This window comes from Achromobacter ruhlandii, assembly GCF_002082135.1.
In the GTDB taxonomy this organism is placed as follows: domain Bacteria; phylum Pseudomonadota; class Gammaproteobacteria; order Burkholderiales; family Burkholderiaceae_B; genus Achromobacter; species Achromobacter ruhlandii.
Genome location: NZ_CP017433.1, coordinates 2,736,954 through 2,751,748, shown reverse-complemented (window position 1 = coordinate 2,751,748; position 14,795 = coordinate 2,736,954). Strand labels below are relative to the sequence as shown.

Below are 14,795 nucleotides of genomic sequence, written 5' to 3'. Positions count from 1 at the left end.
ACATATAGCAACCATTTTGTAATTAGAGTTTGCGATTTCGCAGAGCGGGACGCAATTGTTTGTGGCTGCCAGCCGCTTCGACATTCAGGGAAGCCAAACGTCTTTCCGTTCTCCCACGCCCCGCCCGTCACCACCCGCACCCGCCCCTGGCGCGGCGGCCTTCTGAAGCTGATCGTGGCGACTGGCACGGAGCAACGTAAAATGCCAGGCCTTCTGCCTCAACTTGCTTCCCCACTTGCTTTCCTTATGAACCTCGAACGACTGCGCCGCGAATTTCCCGACTACGACATCACCACCCTGCCGACGCTGCCCGAAGGGTTTGTCGATTCGTCGAGCTACATCGATGCCGCTCCTTCATTCGAGAACCAGGAGCGCGGCTTGAAGGTGTATGTCGACTACGCCAACTATGCCGACCGCGAATCCGGCAGAAGCCAGCGCTTCTGCGTTTCGCGCTGCGACGAGGAAACTGACGACGACGAGGACGTCGTCCTGTCGACCAACGATTGGGCCGAAGTCATCCGCTTCCTGGCGGCCTGAACGCCCTCGCCGGGGGGATCGGTTTCCGCTTCGATCATCGGATGATCGCCCCCGCGACCTCCTGCGTTTCCGTGGCGCCGCTTGATTTCGACGGTTGCTGTCGACCCTGAACCTGCGCGATGGGGTTTGCATGCGATCGGCAGCTTGGACAAGTAGCGGTACACCCTGCCCTTCAATTCGTGAGAAAGAACGCCGGTGGGGGTGCGCCACACCTTGCCTTGTGCCTGGTCGGCGATGCCTGCGACGCCGGCCTGCGCATGGGAGCAAGCCATGTTGTCCCTGCTGGACGCAGGTCTGGTCTCAAAGATGGTCGAGTTGATTGCGCGGCTGGAACTCCGGATCGTCTTTGCCTTCCAGCATCGCGTCCACCATGGCCTCGAATGCGCCGGCGGCTTGGCCGAGCGCTTCGGACGCCAGGAATACGGAGCCGCCGTTTGCGGCGAGCTCCAGCGCAGCCAACGTTTCTCGTTCGTCTTCCTCGCCCCAGAGATAGTCGTGAACCACTGCAAGGCCACGATCATCCGCCTCGAAAAAATCGGCCGCTCCACGCGCTATCGAAAAAAAGACGATGAGGTCATAGAGGTTTTCGGAATAGGTCAGCGAGCCGGCAACGAAGCGCGTTCCTGTACGATCGTAGGCCGCCACTTTGATGTTCTCGGCCTCCGCGGATGCCAGGATGGCCGCCAGCGCCGCGCGGTTGTCCGGATGGCGAGCCAGCATGGCGTCGCATTCCGCAATGAGCCTGCCCAGATCCTGATTGCTGGAGGCAGCCAGATCCTTGCCTTCGGAGAGATACCACTGGCCGCCGATGGCACGCCAGTCCGACCATCTTGATGCCGCCGGCGCCGGGGCTGCGAGCCATCTGGCAAGATTCTCGCGGGACATCTGGAGGTTGAGAAAGGCAGAATAGGGTTCGGACATGGCAGCCATCGACTCTCAGGTTCTGATCAACCTTGCTTTTACCAAATAAGGGCTGTCAGGCCAATTCTCGACAAGATTCGTTCAGTTGAGAGGAGGCCCGCCATCAATCATCCCCTCCCCCCGCCGACGCATTCCGCGCCTCGGCCAACGCCACCGTCAAATGCATCACCTTCTTCTTCAACTGATCCCGTTCATCCGTCAGCCGCGCCAGCAACTCCCGTAACCGCGCCACCTCCGCCGGCAAATCCGCGATATTCTCGATCGGAATATCCGGCACCGCCTCTTTCGGTGGCGGCGCCTTGGCCTGGCGCACTTCGCGCGCCGCCTGCTGCAATTCCTTTCTGCCACCCGCCACCGCCGCGGCCTGCCGCTCGGGCGGCAACGTCGCGACCGCCGCCGCGGCGTTGATGGAGATCGCGCCATCCTTCACCGCCCGCACCAGTTCCGGCGCGGCGGCTTTCTGGATCTTCTCGATCTGCCCCAGCGTGTTGCTGCTGATGCGCGCCTCGCGCGCCAGCGCCTGCCGGCTCAGCGCGGCGGCCGGCGGGATGGGCGGCGGTTCAGGCGGCGGCGTGCTGCCGTCGTCTTCCCATGGCGGCACGCTGCGCGATTGCAGGATCTCTTTCTTGCGCAGCGCCAGCACCCCGCGCTGGAAATCCGACACGCTGCGCCGGCCGAGGTGGTTCTCGATCATCCACAGGTGCACGTCGTCCATCGACTTGAACGAGGTGTTCTGGCGCGTTTCGAACGGAATGCCGTGCTTCATGCACAGCGCGTAGCGGTTGTGGCCGTCGATCAGCAGGTCGCCCCACAGCACCAATGCGTCGCGGCAGCCTTCGGCCAGCAGGCTGCGTTCGAGCGCCTCGCGCTCGTCGTCGGTCAAGGGGTCAATATAGGCGCGCAGGCCTTCGTCAATCCTGATATCCATGGTGTCCAAAAAACAATTCTTGCCCTGCCCGCGTGCCTCGCCCGGTTGGCCTGGCGTGGGTCCACGCCAGACGGCCGCCAGGCGTCACCAAAAGCGCCGCCTGCCGCTGGCTAGGCCTGCGGCCCTTCCAGCGCGATGCGCACGGCTTCCAGACGAGCGCGCGGGTCCGTCAGCGCCAGCAGCCGGACTTTGTCCGCCGCCGGCAGCGGCAACAGTTCGCACCAGCGGTCAGCCACCCAGGCGCATTCATCCAGCCGGTATGGCGGCGCCACCGGCATGCGGTCGGCGGGCACGCCTTCCTGCTGCCATTGGGCCACCAGGCGGCCCAGGGCGTCGGCGCAGGGTTGCAGCGGCGCCGGCACGGGCAGCGGCGGGTCGTCGGGGATGGGTTCGATTTCGCCCATCCAAAGACCGTATTTTGCCAGTTGGCTGGAAACCAGCCGGAACCGGCTCGTCCCCACGCAGCGCAGTTGCAGCAAGGCGGGCATGGGCGCGTCCCAGGCGTCGATGCGGGCCAGGGTGCCGGTGTCGGCCAGGACCTCCTGGCCTTCGGGCGAGCGGACCTCGTTGCCGGACAGCAGCGCGACCACGCCGAACTCGGTGCCATCGGCGATGCAGCGGCGGATCATGTCCAGGTAGCGCACTTCGAAGATGCGCAAGTGCAGCACGCCGGCGGGGAACAGCGCGTTGGATAGCGGGAACAGCGGAATGGTCGCCATGGCGGCGCCCTACTTCACCGTGAAGGCGTCGTCGACCGGCACCTGCATGGCGGTGACCAGCGCGTTGGTCTGGGCGGCCATGCCGATGACGGCGAGCAGTTCGGCGTGCTGGCCGTCGGTCATGCCCTTGGCGCGGGCGGCGGCGGTGTGGGAATGGATGCAGTAGCTGCAGCCGTTGGCCGTCGATACCGCGATGTAGATCATCTCGCGCACCAGGGGCGGGATTTCGCCGTCGGCCATCATGACCTGCTTGAGCTGTTCCCAGACCCGCTTGAGCTGGGGCGGGTCGTTGGCCAGGGCGCGCCAGAAGTTGTTGACGAAATCGGACTTGCGGGTGGCGCGGATGTCCTCGAACACCGCCCACGCCTCGGGGATCCTGCGCGCTTCTTCATCCGACAACAGATGCACCGTAGCCATATGCCACTCCAACGGGTAAGGGGCCGGGCGGCGGCGTGCCGCCCGCGCAATGTCCCATTGAACTGGAAAGCCCGGCGCGGTTCAAGGCGCCGGGCTGGCCGAGGGCAATGGCGCGGACCCGGCGGGCGCCACCCTGACGCCGACGCCTTTGGCGCGCCAGTATTGGCGTGCCGTGCCAGGCGTAGTGCTGTCCTGGAAGCCCCACTCTTGCGGCCCCCGCCCTCACGCCGACATCTGTGCCGGATTGAACGGATCGAGCGGATAGCGCGGCCGGTTGCGCCGCTGGTACGGGAACAGCGAGAAGTCCGAGCTGGTGACACCCGGGCTGTCGCATTCGATCAGGGCGCAAGAGATGGGCACGAACACCGGGCGGCAGTACATGCGCGACTTGACCAGGATGAAGCGGGCGGCGCGAGGGTCGATGCCCAGGCTTTCGAAGACGCCCAGGTCCCAGGGTTCGTGGGTGCGTTCGGTGATGACCAGTTGCGCGGCGCCGATGTCCAGCACGGCGCTGCGGCCCATGCAGACGGTCTGGCCGGTGTAGGTGGGGCCGGTGATGACGTAGCTGCCGTCGGTGATGGCGCGCACCACGCCGGTCAGCGTCACCGGCGCGGCGGGCCGGCCGATGGCGGGGATGGGCAGTTTGTTGCCGACCGGCAGTTCGACCCGGGCGCCCTGCCCGGCCGCGATCATGGCGGCGACGGCTTCGGGGTCGCAGTACAGGCCGGCGACGATGCCGGTCAGGCCGGCGTCGACGGCTGCGACAAGCACGTCCATGGTGTCGCAGGTGCCGCCGGACATGCAGTTGTCGCCGTGGTCCAGCAGCAGCACGGGGCGGTCGGCGCCGCGCGCCAGGGCGGCGGCGCGTTCGAGCGAGGCGGCCAGGGGTTCGGCCTCGTAGACGAAGCCGTCGCGGTCGTCCCAGATGGCGGCGGCCAGGCCCGCGGCGACGCGCTCGGCGGCCTCGGCGTCGCCGGCGGCGACCACCACCACGCTCAGGCATGGGTCGGGGATGTCGGCCAGGGCGAAGCCGGCCAGCACCGACACGGCCAGCATGCCGCCGGCCTCGGCGCCGCGCGCGGCCTGCACGGCGCGGCGCATGGCGCCTTCGGCGGTGTTGCTGCGCAGGGTGTGGCTCATGAGCGGCAGGCGGCGCCAGGCCAGGCGCGGGCGCGGACCGCCCGCCAGCCAGTCGAACAGGAGGCGGCCGGCGTGCTCGCCGGTTTCGTACATGTCGACGTGCGGGTAGGTCTTGAAGCTGACGATGACGTCGGCGTTGTCGATCATTTTCTGGGTGACGTTGCCGTGCAAGTCCAGGGCGACGGCGATCGGCACGCCGGGGGCCTGCTGGCGCAGGCGTTCGAGGAGGTCGCCTTCGCCGTCGTCGGTGGTTTCGACGGCCATGGCGCCGTGCAGGTCCAGCAGCAGCGCGTCGCAGCCGACGGCGGCGGCGACGATGCGGTCGCACAATTCACGATAGGCCTGGCCGTCGACTCGGCCGCTGGGGTACGCGGTGGCGGACACCGGCGTGACCAGCGTGGCGCCACGCGCTTCGGCCAGGTCGATGAAGGCGGACATGGCGGTGCGCTTGCCGTGGTTCTCTTCGTAGGCGGCGCGGTCATAGGTCGGGCCGTCGTTGCCGAAGGCGGACAGCGGCGTGGGCACCGGCGAAAAGGTGTTGGTCTCGTGGTTCATGCGGGCGATCATGACTTTCATGCCTTGCCTCCGTTGTTGCCGTTGTTGTGCGGGTCGGGGCGCGCGCCGCCCAGGCCCAGTTTTTCCATGGCTTCGCTGGCCTCGACGATCATGGCGGCGACCTCGGCCACGCTGACCCGCAGGCCGGTGGCGCGGGTGCGCATGTGTTCGTAGGCGGCGCGTTCGTCCAGGCGCTGGTGGTCCATCAGCACGCGGATCGCCTTTTCGATCACGCGGCGCGCCTTGATGGTGCTTTCCAGCTTGTCGATCTTGTTCTGCTGGCGGTTCTGGAACTGCTTGGCCGAGCGCGCCAGCACCAGCGTGCTGAGGATGCCGGCCGAGCGGAACGGCCGCGTCAGCACGCCGTGGGCGTTGGTCTTGAGCAGTTGCTTCAAGGTGGTGGGGGTTTCGTATTCGGACAGCGCGATGAGGGTGGCGTCGACCTCGCTGGCGGACCAGGCGAACGAGTTCTGGCCGCATTGCGAGACCTGGAAGAACACCACGTCGGCGCCGGCCGGCGGTTTATCGGGGAACGGCCAGACCAGGTGGATGCGGCAGCCGATGCGCTTGAGCTGTTCGACCAGCAGGTCGCGGTCTTCGCCGGGCGGATAGGCCACGGCGACGGCCACGCTGCGCAGGTCTTCGTAGAGGCGGCGGAGGCTATGGTCCATGATCACGCCAACCAGAACTCGTCCAGGCCGAAGGCCGTAAGGTAGGGATCCGGCTTGACCGGTTCGCCGCTGGCCCAGACGATGTCGAAGCGGCCGTCGGCGCGGCAGACGCCGATGCGCGGGGTCAGCACGCTGTGGTTGTTCTCGGCCAGGATGGTCAGGCGGCCGCCGGGCGCGTCGAAACCCACCTGGTGCACCGCCTGCGCCAGCTTGCGCGTGTCCAGGCTGCCGGCGCGCTGCAGGGCGCGCGCGAACAGGTGCATCTGGCTGTAGCAGGCCTCGGCGTAGACGCTGGCCGGGCGGTCGCCGAAGCGGGCGCGCCAGCGGTCCAGGAAATGGGCGTTGGCGGGCGAGTCGACGGTGTTGAAGTAGGTGGCGGCGGTGATGTGGCCGGCGCACAGGGCCGGGCCGATCTCGGCCACCTCGGATTCGGCCATGGTGAGGCTGGCGATGGGGATGTGCGGCGCGCCCGGGTCGGCCTCGCAGGCGGCGTGGTAGCGGCGGTAGAAGCGCTGGGCGTCGTCGCCGATCAGGGTGGAGAACACCACATCCGGCCGGATGCGGCGGATGTCGCGCACCACGTCGATGATCTCGCCTTCGTCGCAGCCCAGCGGCAGGTAGGTTTCGTCGAGGATCTCGCCGCCGTGCTCCTCGACGGTGTCGCGCATGATGCGGTTGGTTTCGCGCGGGTAGATGTAGTCGGCGCCCACCAGGAAGATGCGCTTGCCGCAGTGCTGGATCAGGTAGGCGGCCAGCTGCATGCTGCCCTGGTTGGGCGCGGCGCCGGTGTAGATGATGTTGGGCGAATACTCGAAGCCTTCGTAGACCGAGGCATACCAGAGCAGCGCGTTGTTGCGCTCGACCACCGGCAGCATGGCCTTGCGGCAGTGCGAAGTGCAGCCGCCGAAGATCACGTTGACCTCGTCGTCCAGCAACAGGCGCGCGGCCAGGCGGCGGTATTCCTCGGCGTCGCTGCGCGGGTCGTAGACCACCGGTTCCAGCGGCCGGCCCAGCACGCCGCCGAGCGCGTTGATTTCCTCGACCGCCAGCACGGTGCCGAAGAAGTGCTGCGATTCGGTGGTGCCGGTCACGCCGCTGCGCGAATACAGCACGCCGATGCGCCATCCCGGCGTGGCGGCGTCCGTGTCAGTGCGGTAGGTCATAGGGGCTTCCTTCTGCAAGATCGTGGCCGGCGCGCCGCGGGCGCCGGGACGGTTCATACCTTCAAGTGGTCCATGATATGGCCGGCGGCCCCGGGCGCGCCAGCCTCGCCCTGGTCGACGATGGCGCCCTGCTTGAGCACCAGGTAGCGGTCGGCCACGTCCAGCGCAAAGGCCACGTTCTGTTCGACGATGAACATGGAGGTGCCACGCCGCTCGCGTTCCCAGTTGAGCGCCCGGCCCAGCCGCTCGATCACCGAGGGCTGCAGGCCTTCGGTGATCTCGTCCAGCAGCAACAGGGCCGGCCGCTGCATCAGGCCGCGCGCCACCAGCAGCATCTTCTGCTCGCCGCCCGACAGGGTGCCGGCATGCTGGCGCAGGCGGCTGGCGAAGACCGGGAACAGGTCGGCGATTTCGCCGAAGCGTTCATCGAACAGGCGGTCGTTGGGCAGGCCCAGGCGCAGGTTGTCGCGGATGTTCAGGTCGGGGAACAGCGGCTGGTCCTGGGCCGCGTAGGCGACGCCGCGGCGCGCGACTTCGTGCGGCCGCAGGCGGGTGGCGTCAACGCCGCCCAGGCTGACGGTGCCGCGCAGCTTGGGCAGGTAGCCCATGACCGTCTTGAGCAGCGTGCTCTTGCCCATGCCGTTCTTGCCCAGCAGCGCCACGCAGGCGCCGCCGGCCACCGACAGCGAGATGTCGTTCAGCACCACGGCACCCTTGTAGCCGCTGGCGACGTTTTCCATGCGCAAGGCCGGGGCGGCGTTCATGGTTGGGCTCCTTCGGGCGAGACGGGCGGGGTTGCGGGTTGGGCGCCTTGCCGCGCGGCTTGCTCAGTGGCTTGCTGACTCGCTTGCCGGGTGGCTTGCGCGGTCTTGTCCGCGGCCGGCGCGTTGCCGGCGTAGATGGTGCGCACCAGTTCCGATTCGGCCACTTCGCGGAAGCTGCCGTCCATGACGATGCGGCCCTGGTGCAGCACGATGATGCGGGTGGCCACCTCGGCCACGAAGTCCAGGTCGTGCTCGACCAGCAGGCAGCACAGGCCGTGGGTATGGGCCAGCGCCGACAGTACCTGGCCGATGCGGGCGCGTTCGTCCTTGCTGAGACCCGCGGTGGGTTCGTCCAGCAGCACCACGCGTGGCTCCAGCGCCAGCACCATGGCCAGTTCCAGCGCCTGCTGCTGGCCATGCGACAGGTCGCGCGCCACGCGGTCCAGTTGCTGGTCCAGGCCGGTCATGCGCAGCACCTCCAGCGCATAGGCCGGCAGCGCCAGTCGGGGCGACCGGCGACGCCACGACGGCCGCTCGCGCAGCGTGGTGGCGATGCGCAGGCTTTCGGCCACGGTCAGCGTGTCGAAGATGTTGGCGTTCTGGAACTTGCGGCCCAGGCCGTAGCGCACGCACTGCTCCGGCCCGTCGCGCTTGACCGCGTGGCCGCAGAGTTCGACCGTGCCGTCGCTACGCTCGGCGCCGTCGGCGATGCAGCGCATCAGCGTGGTCTTGCCGGCGCCGTTGGGACCGATCAGGCCCAGCAGCTCGCCGCCGCGCGCGCGCAGGTCGATGCCTTCCAGCACCTTGAGGCTGCCGAAGCGCTTGGCCACGCCGGCCAGGACCAGGCCGCTTTGGGTGGCGGCTAGGGCTGGCGCGGCGGCTTGACGCAATGCGCCGCCCTGCCCCGACGCGCCGCCCGACGCCGCTTCGCCGGCCGGCGCGCGCGCCACCAATTCCGGCACCGGGGCCGGCCGCCTGCGGCGCCAGGGCGCCAGCAGCAGCGGCAGCAGCCCGCGCGGCAGCAGCAGGATCACCAGGATGAAGGTCACGCCCAGCACCAGTTGGTAGAGGAACGGCATGTTGCCGCTGAGGTACGAGCCGGCCACGTTGATCAGCACGGCGCCCAGCACCGGGCCCCACACCGTGCCGCGTCCGCCCAGCGCCACCCAGATGATGAGTTCGGTGCCGAACACGAAGCCGGTCAGTTCCGGCGCGACCACGCCGCTGAAGGCGCCGTAGCCGAAGCCCGCCAGGCTGGCGACCGCGCCGCACACCACCAGCAGCGCGATGCGCCAGTGCGCGGTGTTCAGGCCCAGGTAGCTGCAGCGGCCCTCGTTGTCGCGCAGCGCGGCCAGGATGCGGCCGCCGTCGCTGCGCACCGCGACCCAGGCCAGCAGCGCCACGATCGACAGGCCGCCGGCGGCGATGACGTACCAGGCTTCCAGCGACAGGTCGAAGGTGTCGTAGCCGGTCAGGCCGGACTAGGAGCCGGTGTAGGTGCCGCCCGACAGCACGACCTGGGTCAGCACGATGGGCAGCACCAGCGAGATCACGGTGGCGAAGAATGGCGAGGCGCCGCGATAGAACGACAGCCAGCCGGTGGCCAGCGCCAGCAGCATCGCCGCGCCCACCGCCACCAGCGCGGCCGCGAGCGCGATGCCCGGCGAGAAGCCGTAGTGCGTGAAGGCCAGCCCGGCGGCATAGGCGCCGACGCCGAAGAAGGCCGACTGGCCGAAGGTCAGGTAGCCGGTGTAGCCCCACAGGATGTCCACCGTGACGGCCGCCACGGCGAAGAACAGCGCCTTGATCAGCACGTTCAGCAGATAGGTGTCGAACAGCCAGGGGCCGGCCACGGTCAGCGCCAGGCAGGCGATGGCCAGCCACAGCAAGTCGCGCCCGCGGGCGGCGCGGCGCGGGTCGGCGCGGGTCGCCAGCGCCGGTTGCGCAAGGGAGGAATCAGTCATGGGCGAATCCTTTGGGACGCAGGCGCAGGGTCAGGGCCGCCAGCACCGCGATGGTGACGCCGCCCAGGATCGGGCTGATGAACACGCCCACCAGCACCTGGCAGGCGCCATAGACCAGGCAGGTCAGGAGCAGCGCGGTGATCGAGTTGCCCGACACCATCACCAGCATGAAGGCGCTGACCAGCCATGGCAGCCCCATGTTCGGATCGACGCTGGACAACGGCGTGATGAGAGCGCCGGCCAGCGCCCCCAGCCCCGCGCCGAGCGCGAAGGTCGTAAAGCGGATGCGTTCGGCGTTGATGCCCAGGCCGCGCGCCAGGTCCTCGTTCATGATAACGGCGCGGGTCCGCACGCCGAAACGCGTGCCGTTCAGCAGCAGCGTCAGCGCCACGTACAGCAGCAGCGCGCCGGGCACCAGGAACAGCCGGTAGGCCGAGTATTCGGTGCCCAGGAACGGCACCGCGCCCTGGATCGGCGCGTCGGCGAACTGCACCTCGCGGCCGAAGGCCATGGTGATGAGCTGGCCGATCACGATGCCCAGGCCCCAGGTGGCCAGGATGGCGTCCAGCGGCCGCTTGTACAGCGGCTGCACGATCAGGCGTTCGACCAGCATGCCCACCAGCACCCCCGCCGCCAGCGCGCACGGCAGCGCCAGCCACGGGTCCAGCCCCAGCCGCGTCACCACCAGGGCGGCGTAGCTGCCCAGCGTGATGATGGCGCCGTGGGCGAAATTGACGATCTTCATCACGCCGAAAATGATCATCAGCCCGGCCGTCACGATGAACAGCATGGCGGCCGTGCTCAGGATGTCCAGCATCAAACCCATTGTGTTCTCCTGCGCCGCCAGCGAACCGGCGGCGCGCAGGGGTGGCTTACCGCGTTACTTCAGGTCGGGGCATTGCGCGCCCGGATCGACTTGGTCGAAGGTCTGCAGGATCTTGATGGAGCCGTCCGGCTGCACCTGGCCCAGCCGCATGGTCAGGGCGGCGTGGCGCTGGCGGTCCATCTTGACCGGGCCGCGCGGGCCGTCGAACGACACTTCGCTCAGCGCCTGCACCACCTTCTGCGGATCGAGGCTACCGGCCTTCTCGACCGCCGCCTTGTACAGGAAGAAGGCTTCGTACTGCGGGCCCGAGAACTCGTTGGCGGTCTTGGCGTCGGCGCCGAACTTGGCCTTCAGGCCGTCGAGGAACTTGCGGTTCTGCGGCGTATCGATGCTGGTCAGGTACGAGGCCGACAAGTACATGCCGACCGCCGTGTCGCCCATGGTCTTGGCGGTGGCCTCGTCGATCGCCAGGTTGCCGTAGGGCATGGTCAGGCCGGCCGCCTTGACCTGCTTGGCCAGGCTGACGTTGGGGCCGCCGCCGGCGGTGGAGCTGATCAGCGCGTCCGGGTTGGCCGAGCGGATCTTCGACACCACCGGGGTCCAGTCGGAGCCGTCGATGGGCAGGTATTCCTCGCCCACCACGCGCCCGCCCTGCTTCTCGATGTATTCGCGGGTGAACTTGAGCATGCCGCGGCCGAAGGCGTAGTCGCTGCCGACCAGGAAGAAGGTCTTGGCGCCGCGTTCTTTCATGAAGTGGTCCACCACCGGCGCCACCTGCTGCTCGGGCACCCAGCCGTTGACGTGCATCCAGCGGTTGCACGAGCGGCCTTCGTAGAACGAGGTGTAGATGTACGGCACCTTGCCGCGCGAGACGATGGGCAGCGCCGCGTTGCGCGCCGCGCTGGTTTCCATGGCGATGATGGCGTCCACCTTCTTCTGGAATACCAGCGTGTCGTAGGCCTTCTGCGCGCCGACCGCGCCCGAGGCGTCGTCGGCGATCTCCAGCACCACCTGGCGGCCGAGGATGCCGCCGGCGGCGTTGATCTCGTCGGCGGCCAGCTGCGAGGCCTGCACCACGCCGGGCGCGACCACGCTGTTGGCGCCCGACAGGCCGACCGGCACGCCGATGCGCAAGGGCTCGGCCGCGTGCGCGCCCGCCGCGCCGGTCAGCGCGGCGATGAAGGAAAGTCGGATGAGGAAGCTGCAAGTGGGTTTTTTCATGGGGATTTCTCCTTGGGGGCCGGCTGTCCGCCGTTGTATTCAACGCTGCCGCGGCGCGTCGGCGGCGCCCAGCAGTTCGTCGTAAAGGTCGCGGCGCCGATCGCGCAGCACGTGGTTGAAGTCGTTCAGTTGCCGCGCGCGGCGCGAGGCGGCCAGGTCCACCGGCGCCAGCAGCACTTCTTCGCGGTCGTGGCTGGCGGGGCCGGCCACGGTCCAGCCCTGAGAGCCGACGATCAGGCTGCGGCCGACGAAGGGCTGGCCGCGCTCGACGCCGACCCGGTCGGCGCACACCAGCGTCAGGCCGTTGCTGTGGGCCCCGGCCGCCGCCAGCGCGTGCGCCATGGCGGGGCCGTCGGGCGTCTGCCCCGGCATCGGCACCCAGTTGGTCGGCACCGCGACGATGTCGGCGCCGCGCAGCGCCAGCAGGCGGTAGACCTCGGGGAACCAGCCGTCGTAGCAGATCGCCACGCCCAGCCGGCCGAATTCCGTGTCGAACAGCGGCAGGCCCAGGTCGCCCGGCTCGAAGAACAGGTTCTCGTCGCCCCAAAGGTGCAGCTTGCGGTAGGTGCCCAGGTAGCCGTCGGGGCCGGCGATGACGGCGGCGTTGTACAGCCGGCCGCCGCTGCGCTCGGCGATGCCGGCCACCAGGTAGATGCCCAGGCGTTGCGCCAGCGCGATCCAGGCCTGCGAGCTGGGGCCGTCGGGCACGGCTTCGGCCAAAGCATAGGCCTCCTGGCGGCTGGCGAACACGTAGCCGGTGTTGGCCAGCTCGGGCAGCACCACCAGCCGCGCGCCCTGCGCGGCGGCCTGCTCGACCAGCTCGATGGAACGGGCCACGTTGGCGGCGACCTCGCCCATGACGGGGGCCGTCTGCACACTGGCCACGTGGATCGCGGACGCGGCGGCGTCCGGCGGCGGTGAAACTTGCATGCGATCTCCCTGCAACGTTTTGGAAAACAAAAAAGCCCCCGACCACGCATTGCGTGTGAGTCGGGGGCTTCTATAGCCAGACGAAGGTTCGGGCAGCAATCATTGCTGCGGGGCACTGCCGCACCAAGCCATGCCGGTGCGTGCGGATCAGTCCTGATCCTGTGGCGAATGATAGGGATGGGCGCGGACCGGCGGCAATAAGAGGTTTCCCGGACGGCGCCATGGGTGCGAGAATCAGGGTCGGCCATCAAGGAGGAACCCGCCATGCCCCAACTTTCCGCCTACCTCAGTTTCGACGGCAACTGCGCCGAGGCCATGCGTTTCTACGAACGCGTGCTGGGCGGCCGCGTCGAGGCCCTGGTGCGCTACGCGGATGCGCCCGCCGATGCCGCCATGCCGGCGCTGTCGGGCGAAGAGGCCGAGCGCATCATGTACGCCCGCCTGGCGCTGGACGAACAGGTGCTGATGGCCAGCGACGCCACCGCCGGCCATCCCTACCCCGGCAAGCAGGGCATGGCGTTGTCGCTGGCCTACCCCACGGTCTCGGACGCGCAACGCGTGTTCGATATGCTGGCCGAGGGCGGCAGCGTTACCATGCCGCTCCAGAAAACCTTCTGGGCCGACGCCTACGGCGCGCTGATCGACCGCTACGACACGCGGTGGATGATCAGCGGTGGGCGGCTCAACCACTGACAACCCCACTGACAACCGAATCCGCCACCCGCGGATGGAGCGAGACATCCATGACGCATGGCATACAGGGCAAGCAACGCTGGTGGGCACTGATGGTGCTGTGCCTGGGCGTATTGATGATCGTGCTGGACACCACCATCGTCAACGTCGCCCTGCCCTCGATCCGCGAAGACCTGCATTTCACCGAGACCTCGCTGGTCTGGGTGGTGAACGCCTACATGCTGACCTTCGGCGGCTTCCTGCTGCTGGGCGGACGGCTGGGCGACCTGCTCGGCCACCGGCGCATGTTCCTGGCGGGCCTGGTGCTGTTCACCGTGGCCTCGCTGGCCTGTGGGCTGGCCCGGGGCCAGGGACTGCTGATCGCCGCGCGCGCCGCGCAGGGGCTGGGCGGCGCGGTGGTGTCGGCGGTGTCGCTGTCGCTCATCATGAACCTCTTCACCGAGGCCGGCGAACGCGCCCGCGCCATGGGCGTGTACGGCTTCGTCTGTGCGGGCGGCGGCAGCCTGGGCGTGCTGCTGGGCGGGCTGCTGACCAGCACGCTGTCGTGGCACTGGATCTTCCTGGTCAACATTCCGATCGGCGTGGCCGTCTACGCGCTGTGCCTGCGGCTGCTGCCGGCGGCGCGCGGCACGGCCGGTGGCGGCAAGCTGGACGTGGCCGGCGCGCTGACCGTCACCGCGTCGCTGATGCTGGCGGTGTACGCCGTGGTCAACGGCAACGAGGCCGGCTGGACCTCGGCGCAGTCGCTCGGCCTGCTGGGCGCGGCCGCGCTGCTGATGGCGCTGTTCCTGGCGATCGAGGCGCGCGTGGCCGAGCCGCTGATGCCGCTGGCGCTGTTCCGCCTGCGCAACGTGGCCACCGCCAACGTGGTCGGCGTGCTGTGGGCCGCGGGCATGTTCGCGTGGTTCTTCGTGTCGGCGCTGTACATGCAGCTGGTGCTGGGCTACGACGCCATGCAGGTGGGGCTGGCGTTTCTGCCGGCCAATCTGATCATGGCGGCGTTCTCGCTGGGGCTGTCGGCCAAGCTGGTGATGCGTTTTGGCATCCGCGGGCCGCTGGCCACCGGGCTGCTAATGGCGGCGCTGGGGCTGGCGCTGTTCGCGCGCGCGCCGGTCGACGGCGGTTTCACGGCCGACGTGCTGCCCGGCATGCTGCTGCTGGGCCTGGGCGCGGGCATCGCCTTCAACCCGATGCTGCTGGCCGCCATGAGCGACGTCGAGCCGAGCCAGTCGGGCCTGGCGTCCGGCGTGGTCAACACCGCCTTCATGATGGGCGGCGCGCTGGGGCTGGCGGTGCTGGCCAGCCTGGCCGCGGCGCGCACGGCCGCGCTGGCCGGCGCCGGCGCG

At 68.8% G+C, this 14,795-nt stretch carries 14 protein-coding genes and 1 pseudogene; 3 read left to right on the top strand and 12 right to left on the bottom strand.

The genetic code is table 11. From position 1 onward, the window contains the following. Nucleotides 1-246: 246 nt before the first annotated feature. Nucleotides 247-537 carry a hypothetical protein gene (locus AruCF_RS12390; protein ID WP_063568800.1) on the top strand — a complete coding sequence of 97 codons (291 nt, stop codon included), beginning with the start codon at nucleotides 247-249 and terminating at the stop codon, nucleotides 535-537. A gap of 300 nt (nucleotides 538-837) precedes the next feature. On the opposite strand, the gene AruCF_RS12385 is transcribed toward AruCF_RS12390, so the two are convergent. From AruCF_RS12385 to AruCF_RS12330, 12 genes and pseudogenes are all read right to left on the bottom strand, one after another. Then, entirely contained in the window at nucleotides 838-1,458 is a 621-nt protein-coding gene (locus tag AruCF_RS12385) for a hypothetical protein (protein WP_063568818.1), read from the bottom strand. 103 nt (nucleotides 1,459-1,561) lie between these two features. After that, entirely contained in the window at nucleotides 1,562-2,386 is an 825-nt protein-coding gene (locus tag AruCF_RS12380) for a ParB N-terminal domain-containing protein (protein WP_054416707.1), read from the bottom strand. A gap of 110 nt (nucleotides 2,387-2,496) precedes the next feature. Next, complete coding sequence (locus tag AruCF_RS12375) at nucleotides 2,497-3,105, bottom strand: LON peptidase substrate-binding domain-containing protein (protein ID WP_083036761.1); 609 nt, start codon at nucleotides 3,103-3,105, stop codon at nucleotides 2,497-2,499. 9 nt (nucleotides 3,106-3,114) lie between these two features. Further along, nucleotides 3,115-3,522: a carboxymuconolactone decarboxylase family protein gene (locus AruCF_RS12370; protein WP_026384362.1), complete on the bottom strand. Its 408-nt coding sequence runs from the start codon at nucleotides 3,520-3,522 to the stop codon at nucleotides 3,115-3,117. A gap of 222 nt (nucleotides 3,523-3,744) precedes the next feature. Next, entirely contained in the window at nucleotides 3,745-5,238 is a 1,494-nt protein-coding gene (locus AruCF_RS12365; protein ID WP_063568798.1) for a M81 family metallopeptidase, read from the bottom strand. Then, the gene (locus AruCF_RS12360) at nucleotides 5,235-5,888 is read right to left on the bottom strand and encodes an ANTAR domain-containing response regulator (RefSeq protein ID WP_082878695.1); all 654 of its coding nucleotides are present in this window, start codon (nucleotides 5,886-5,888) and stop codon (nucleotides 5,235-5,237) included. The genes AruCF_RS12365 and AruCF_RS12360 overlap by 4 nt, the downstream gene beginning before the upstream one ends. A 2-nt stretch (nucleotides 5,889-5,890) precedes the next feature. Further along, a complete protein-coding gene (locus AruCF_RS12355; protein ID WP_063568816.1) occupies nucleotides 5,891-7,051 on the bottom strand; it encodes a transporter substrate-binding domain-containing protein in 1,161 nt (386 codons plus the stop codon). Nucleotides 7,052-7,104: 53 nt separating this feature from the next. Beyond that, a complete protein-coding gene (locus AruCF_RS12350; protein WP_063568797.1) occupies nucleotides 7,105-7,815 on the bottom strand; it encodes an ABC transporter ATP-binding protein in 711 nt (236 codons plus the stop codon). Next, nucleotides 7,812-9,779: pseudogene (locus AruCF_RS12345) on the bottom strand (branched-chain amino acid ABC transporter ATP-binding protein/permease). The gene AruCF_RS12350 and the pseudogene AruCF_RS12345 overlap by 4 nt, the downstream one beginning before the upstream one ends. Further along, the gene (locus AruCF_RS12340) at nucleotides 9,772-10,605 is read right to left on the bottom strand and encodes a branched-chain amino acid ABC transporter permease (protein ID WP_054416553.1); all 834 of its coding nucleotides are present in this window, start codon (nucleotides 10,603-10,605) and stop codon (nucleotides 9,772-9,774) included. Before AruCF_RS12340 ends, AruCF_RS12345 begins: the two are co-directional and overlap by 8 nt. Before the next feature lie 54 nt (nucleotides 10,606-10,659). After that, nucleotides 10,660-11,826 carry a substrate-binding protein gene (locus AruCF_RS12335; protein WP_063568795.1) on the bottom strand — a complete coding sequence of 389 codons (1,167 nt, stop codon included), beginning with the start codon at nucleotides 11,824-11,826 and terminating at the stop codon, nucleotides 10,660-10,662. Nucleotides 11,827-11,865: 39 nt separating this feature from the next. Then, entirely contained in the window at nucleotides 11,866-12,756 is an 891-nt protein-coding gene (locus tag AruCF_RS12330) for a nitrilase family protein (RefSeq protein WP_063568794.1), read from the bottom strand. A gap of 264 nt (nucleotides 12,757-13,020) precedes the next feature. Here AruCF_RS12330 and AruCF_RS12325 point away from each other — a divergent pair, with 264 nt between their 5' ends. Both AruCF_RS12325 and AruCF_RS12320 read left to right on the top strand, forming a co-directional pair. After that, nucleotides 13,021-13,449: a VOC family protein gene (locus AruCF_RS12325; RefSeq protein WP_059270903.1), complete on the top strand. Its 429-nt coding sequence runs from the start codon at nucleotides 13,021-13,023 to the stop codon at nucleotides 13,447-13,449. Nucleotides 13,450-13,499: 50 nt separating this feature from the next. Continuing rightward, nucleotides 13,500-14,795 (top strand): MFS transporter (locus AruCF_RS12320; protein WP_175224769.1); only part of this gene is annotated, 1,296 nt, incomplete at its 3' end.

Bases quoted from the DNA above. Each gene is read 5' to 3' on its own strand.
- AruCF_RS12390 (WP_063568800.1), top strand. From the start codon at position 247: ATGAACCTCGAACGACTGCGCCGCGAATTTCCCGACTACGACATCACC.
- AruCF_RS12385 (WP_063568818.1), bottom strand. From the start codon at position 1,458: ATGTCCGAACCCTATTCTGCCTTTCTCAACCTCCAGATGTCCCGCGAG.
- AruCF_RS12380 (WP_054416707.1), bottom strand. From the start codon at position 2,386: ATGGATATCAGGATTGACGAAGGCCTGCGCGCCTATATTGACCCCTTG.
- AruCF_RS12375 (WP_083036761.1), bottom strand. From the start codon at position 3,105: ATGGCGACCATTCCGCTGTTCCCGCTATCCAACGCGCTGTTCCCCGCC.
- AruCF_RS12370 (WP_026384362.1), bottom strand. From the start codon at position 3,522: ATGGCTACGGTGCATCTGTTGTCGGATGAAGAAGCGCGCAGGATCCCC.
- AruCF_RS12365 (WP_063568798.1), bottom strand. From the start codon at position 5,238: ATGAAAGTCATGATCGCCCGCATGAACCACGAGACCAACACCTTTTCG.
- AruCF_RS12360 (WP_082878695.1), bottom strand. From the start codon at position 5,888: ATGGACCATAGCCTCCGCCGCCTCTACGAAGACCTGCGCAGCGTGGCC.
- AruCF_RS12355 (WP_063568816.1), bottom strand. From the start codon at position 7,051: ATGACCTACCGCACTGACACGGACGCCGCCACGCCGGGATGGCGCATC.
- AruCF_RS12350 (WP_063568797.1), bottom strand. From the start codon at position 7,815: ATGAACGCCGCCCCGGCCTTGCGCATGGAAAACGTCGCCAGCGGCTAC.
- AruCF_RS12340 (WP_054416553.1), bottom strand. From the start codon at position 10,605: ATGGGTTTGATGCTGGACATCCTGAGCACGGCCGCCATGCTGTTCATC.
- AruCF_RS12335 (WP_063568795.1), bottom strand. From the start codon at position 11,826: ATGAAAAAACCCACTTGCAGCTTCCTCATCCGACTTTCCTTCATCGCC.
- AruCF_RS12330 (WP_063568794.1), bottom strand. From the start codon at position 12,756: ATGCAAGTTTCACCGCCGCCGGACGCCGCCGCGTCCGCGATCCACGTG.
- AruCF_RS12325 (WP_059270903.1), top strand. From the start codon at position 13,021: ATGCCCCAACTTTCCGCCTACCTCAGTTTCGACGGCAACTGCGCCGAG.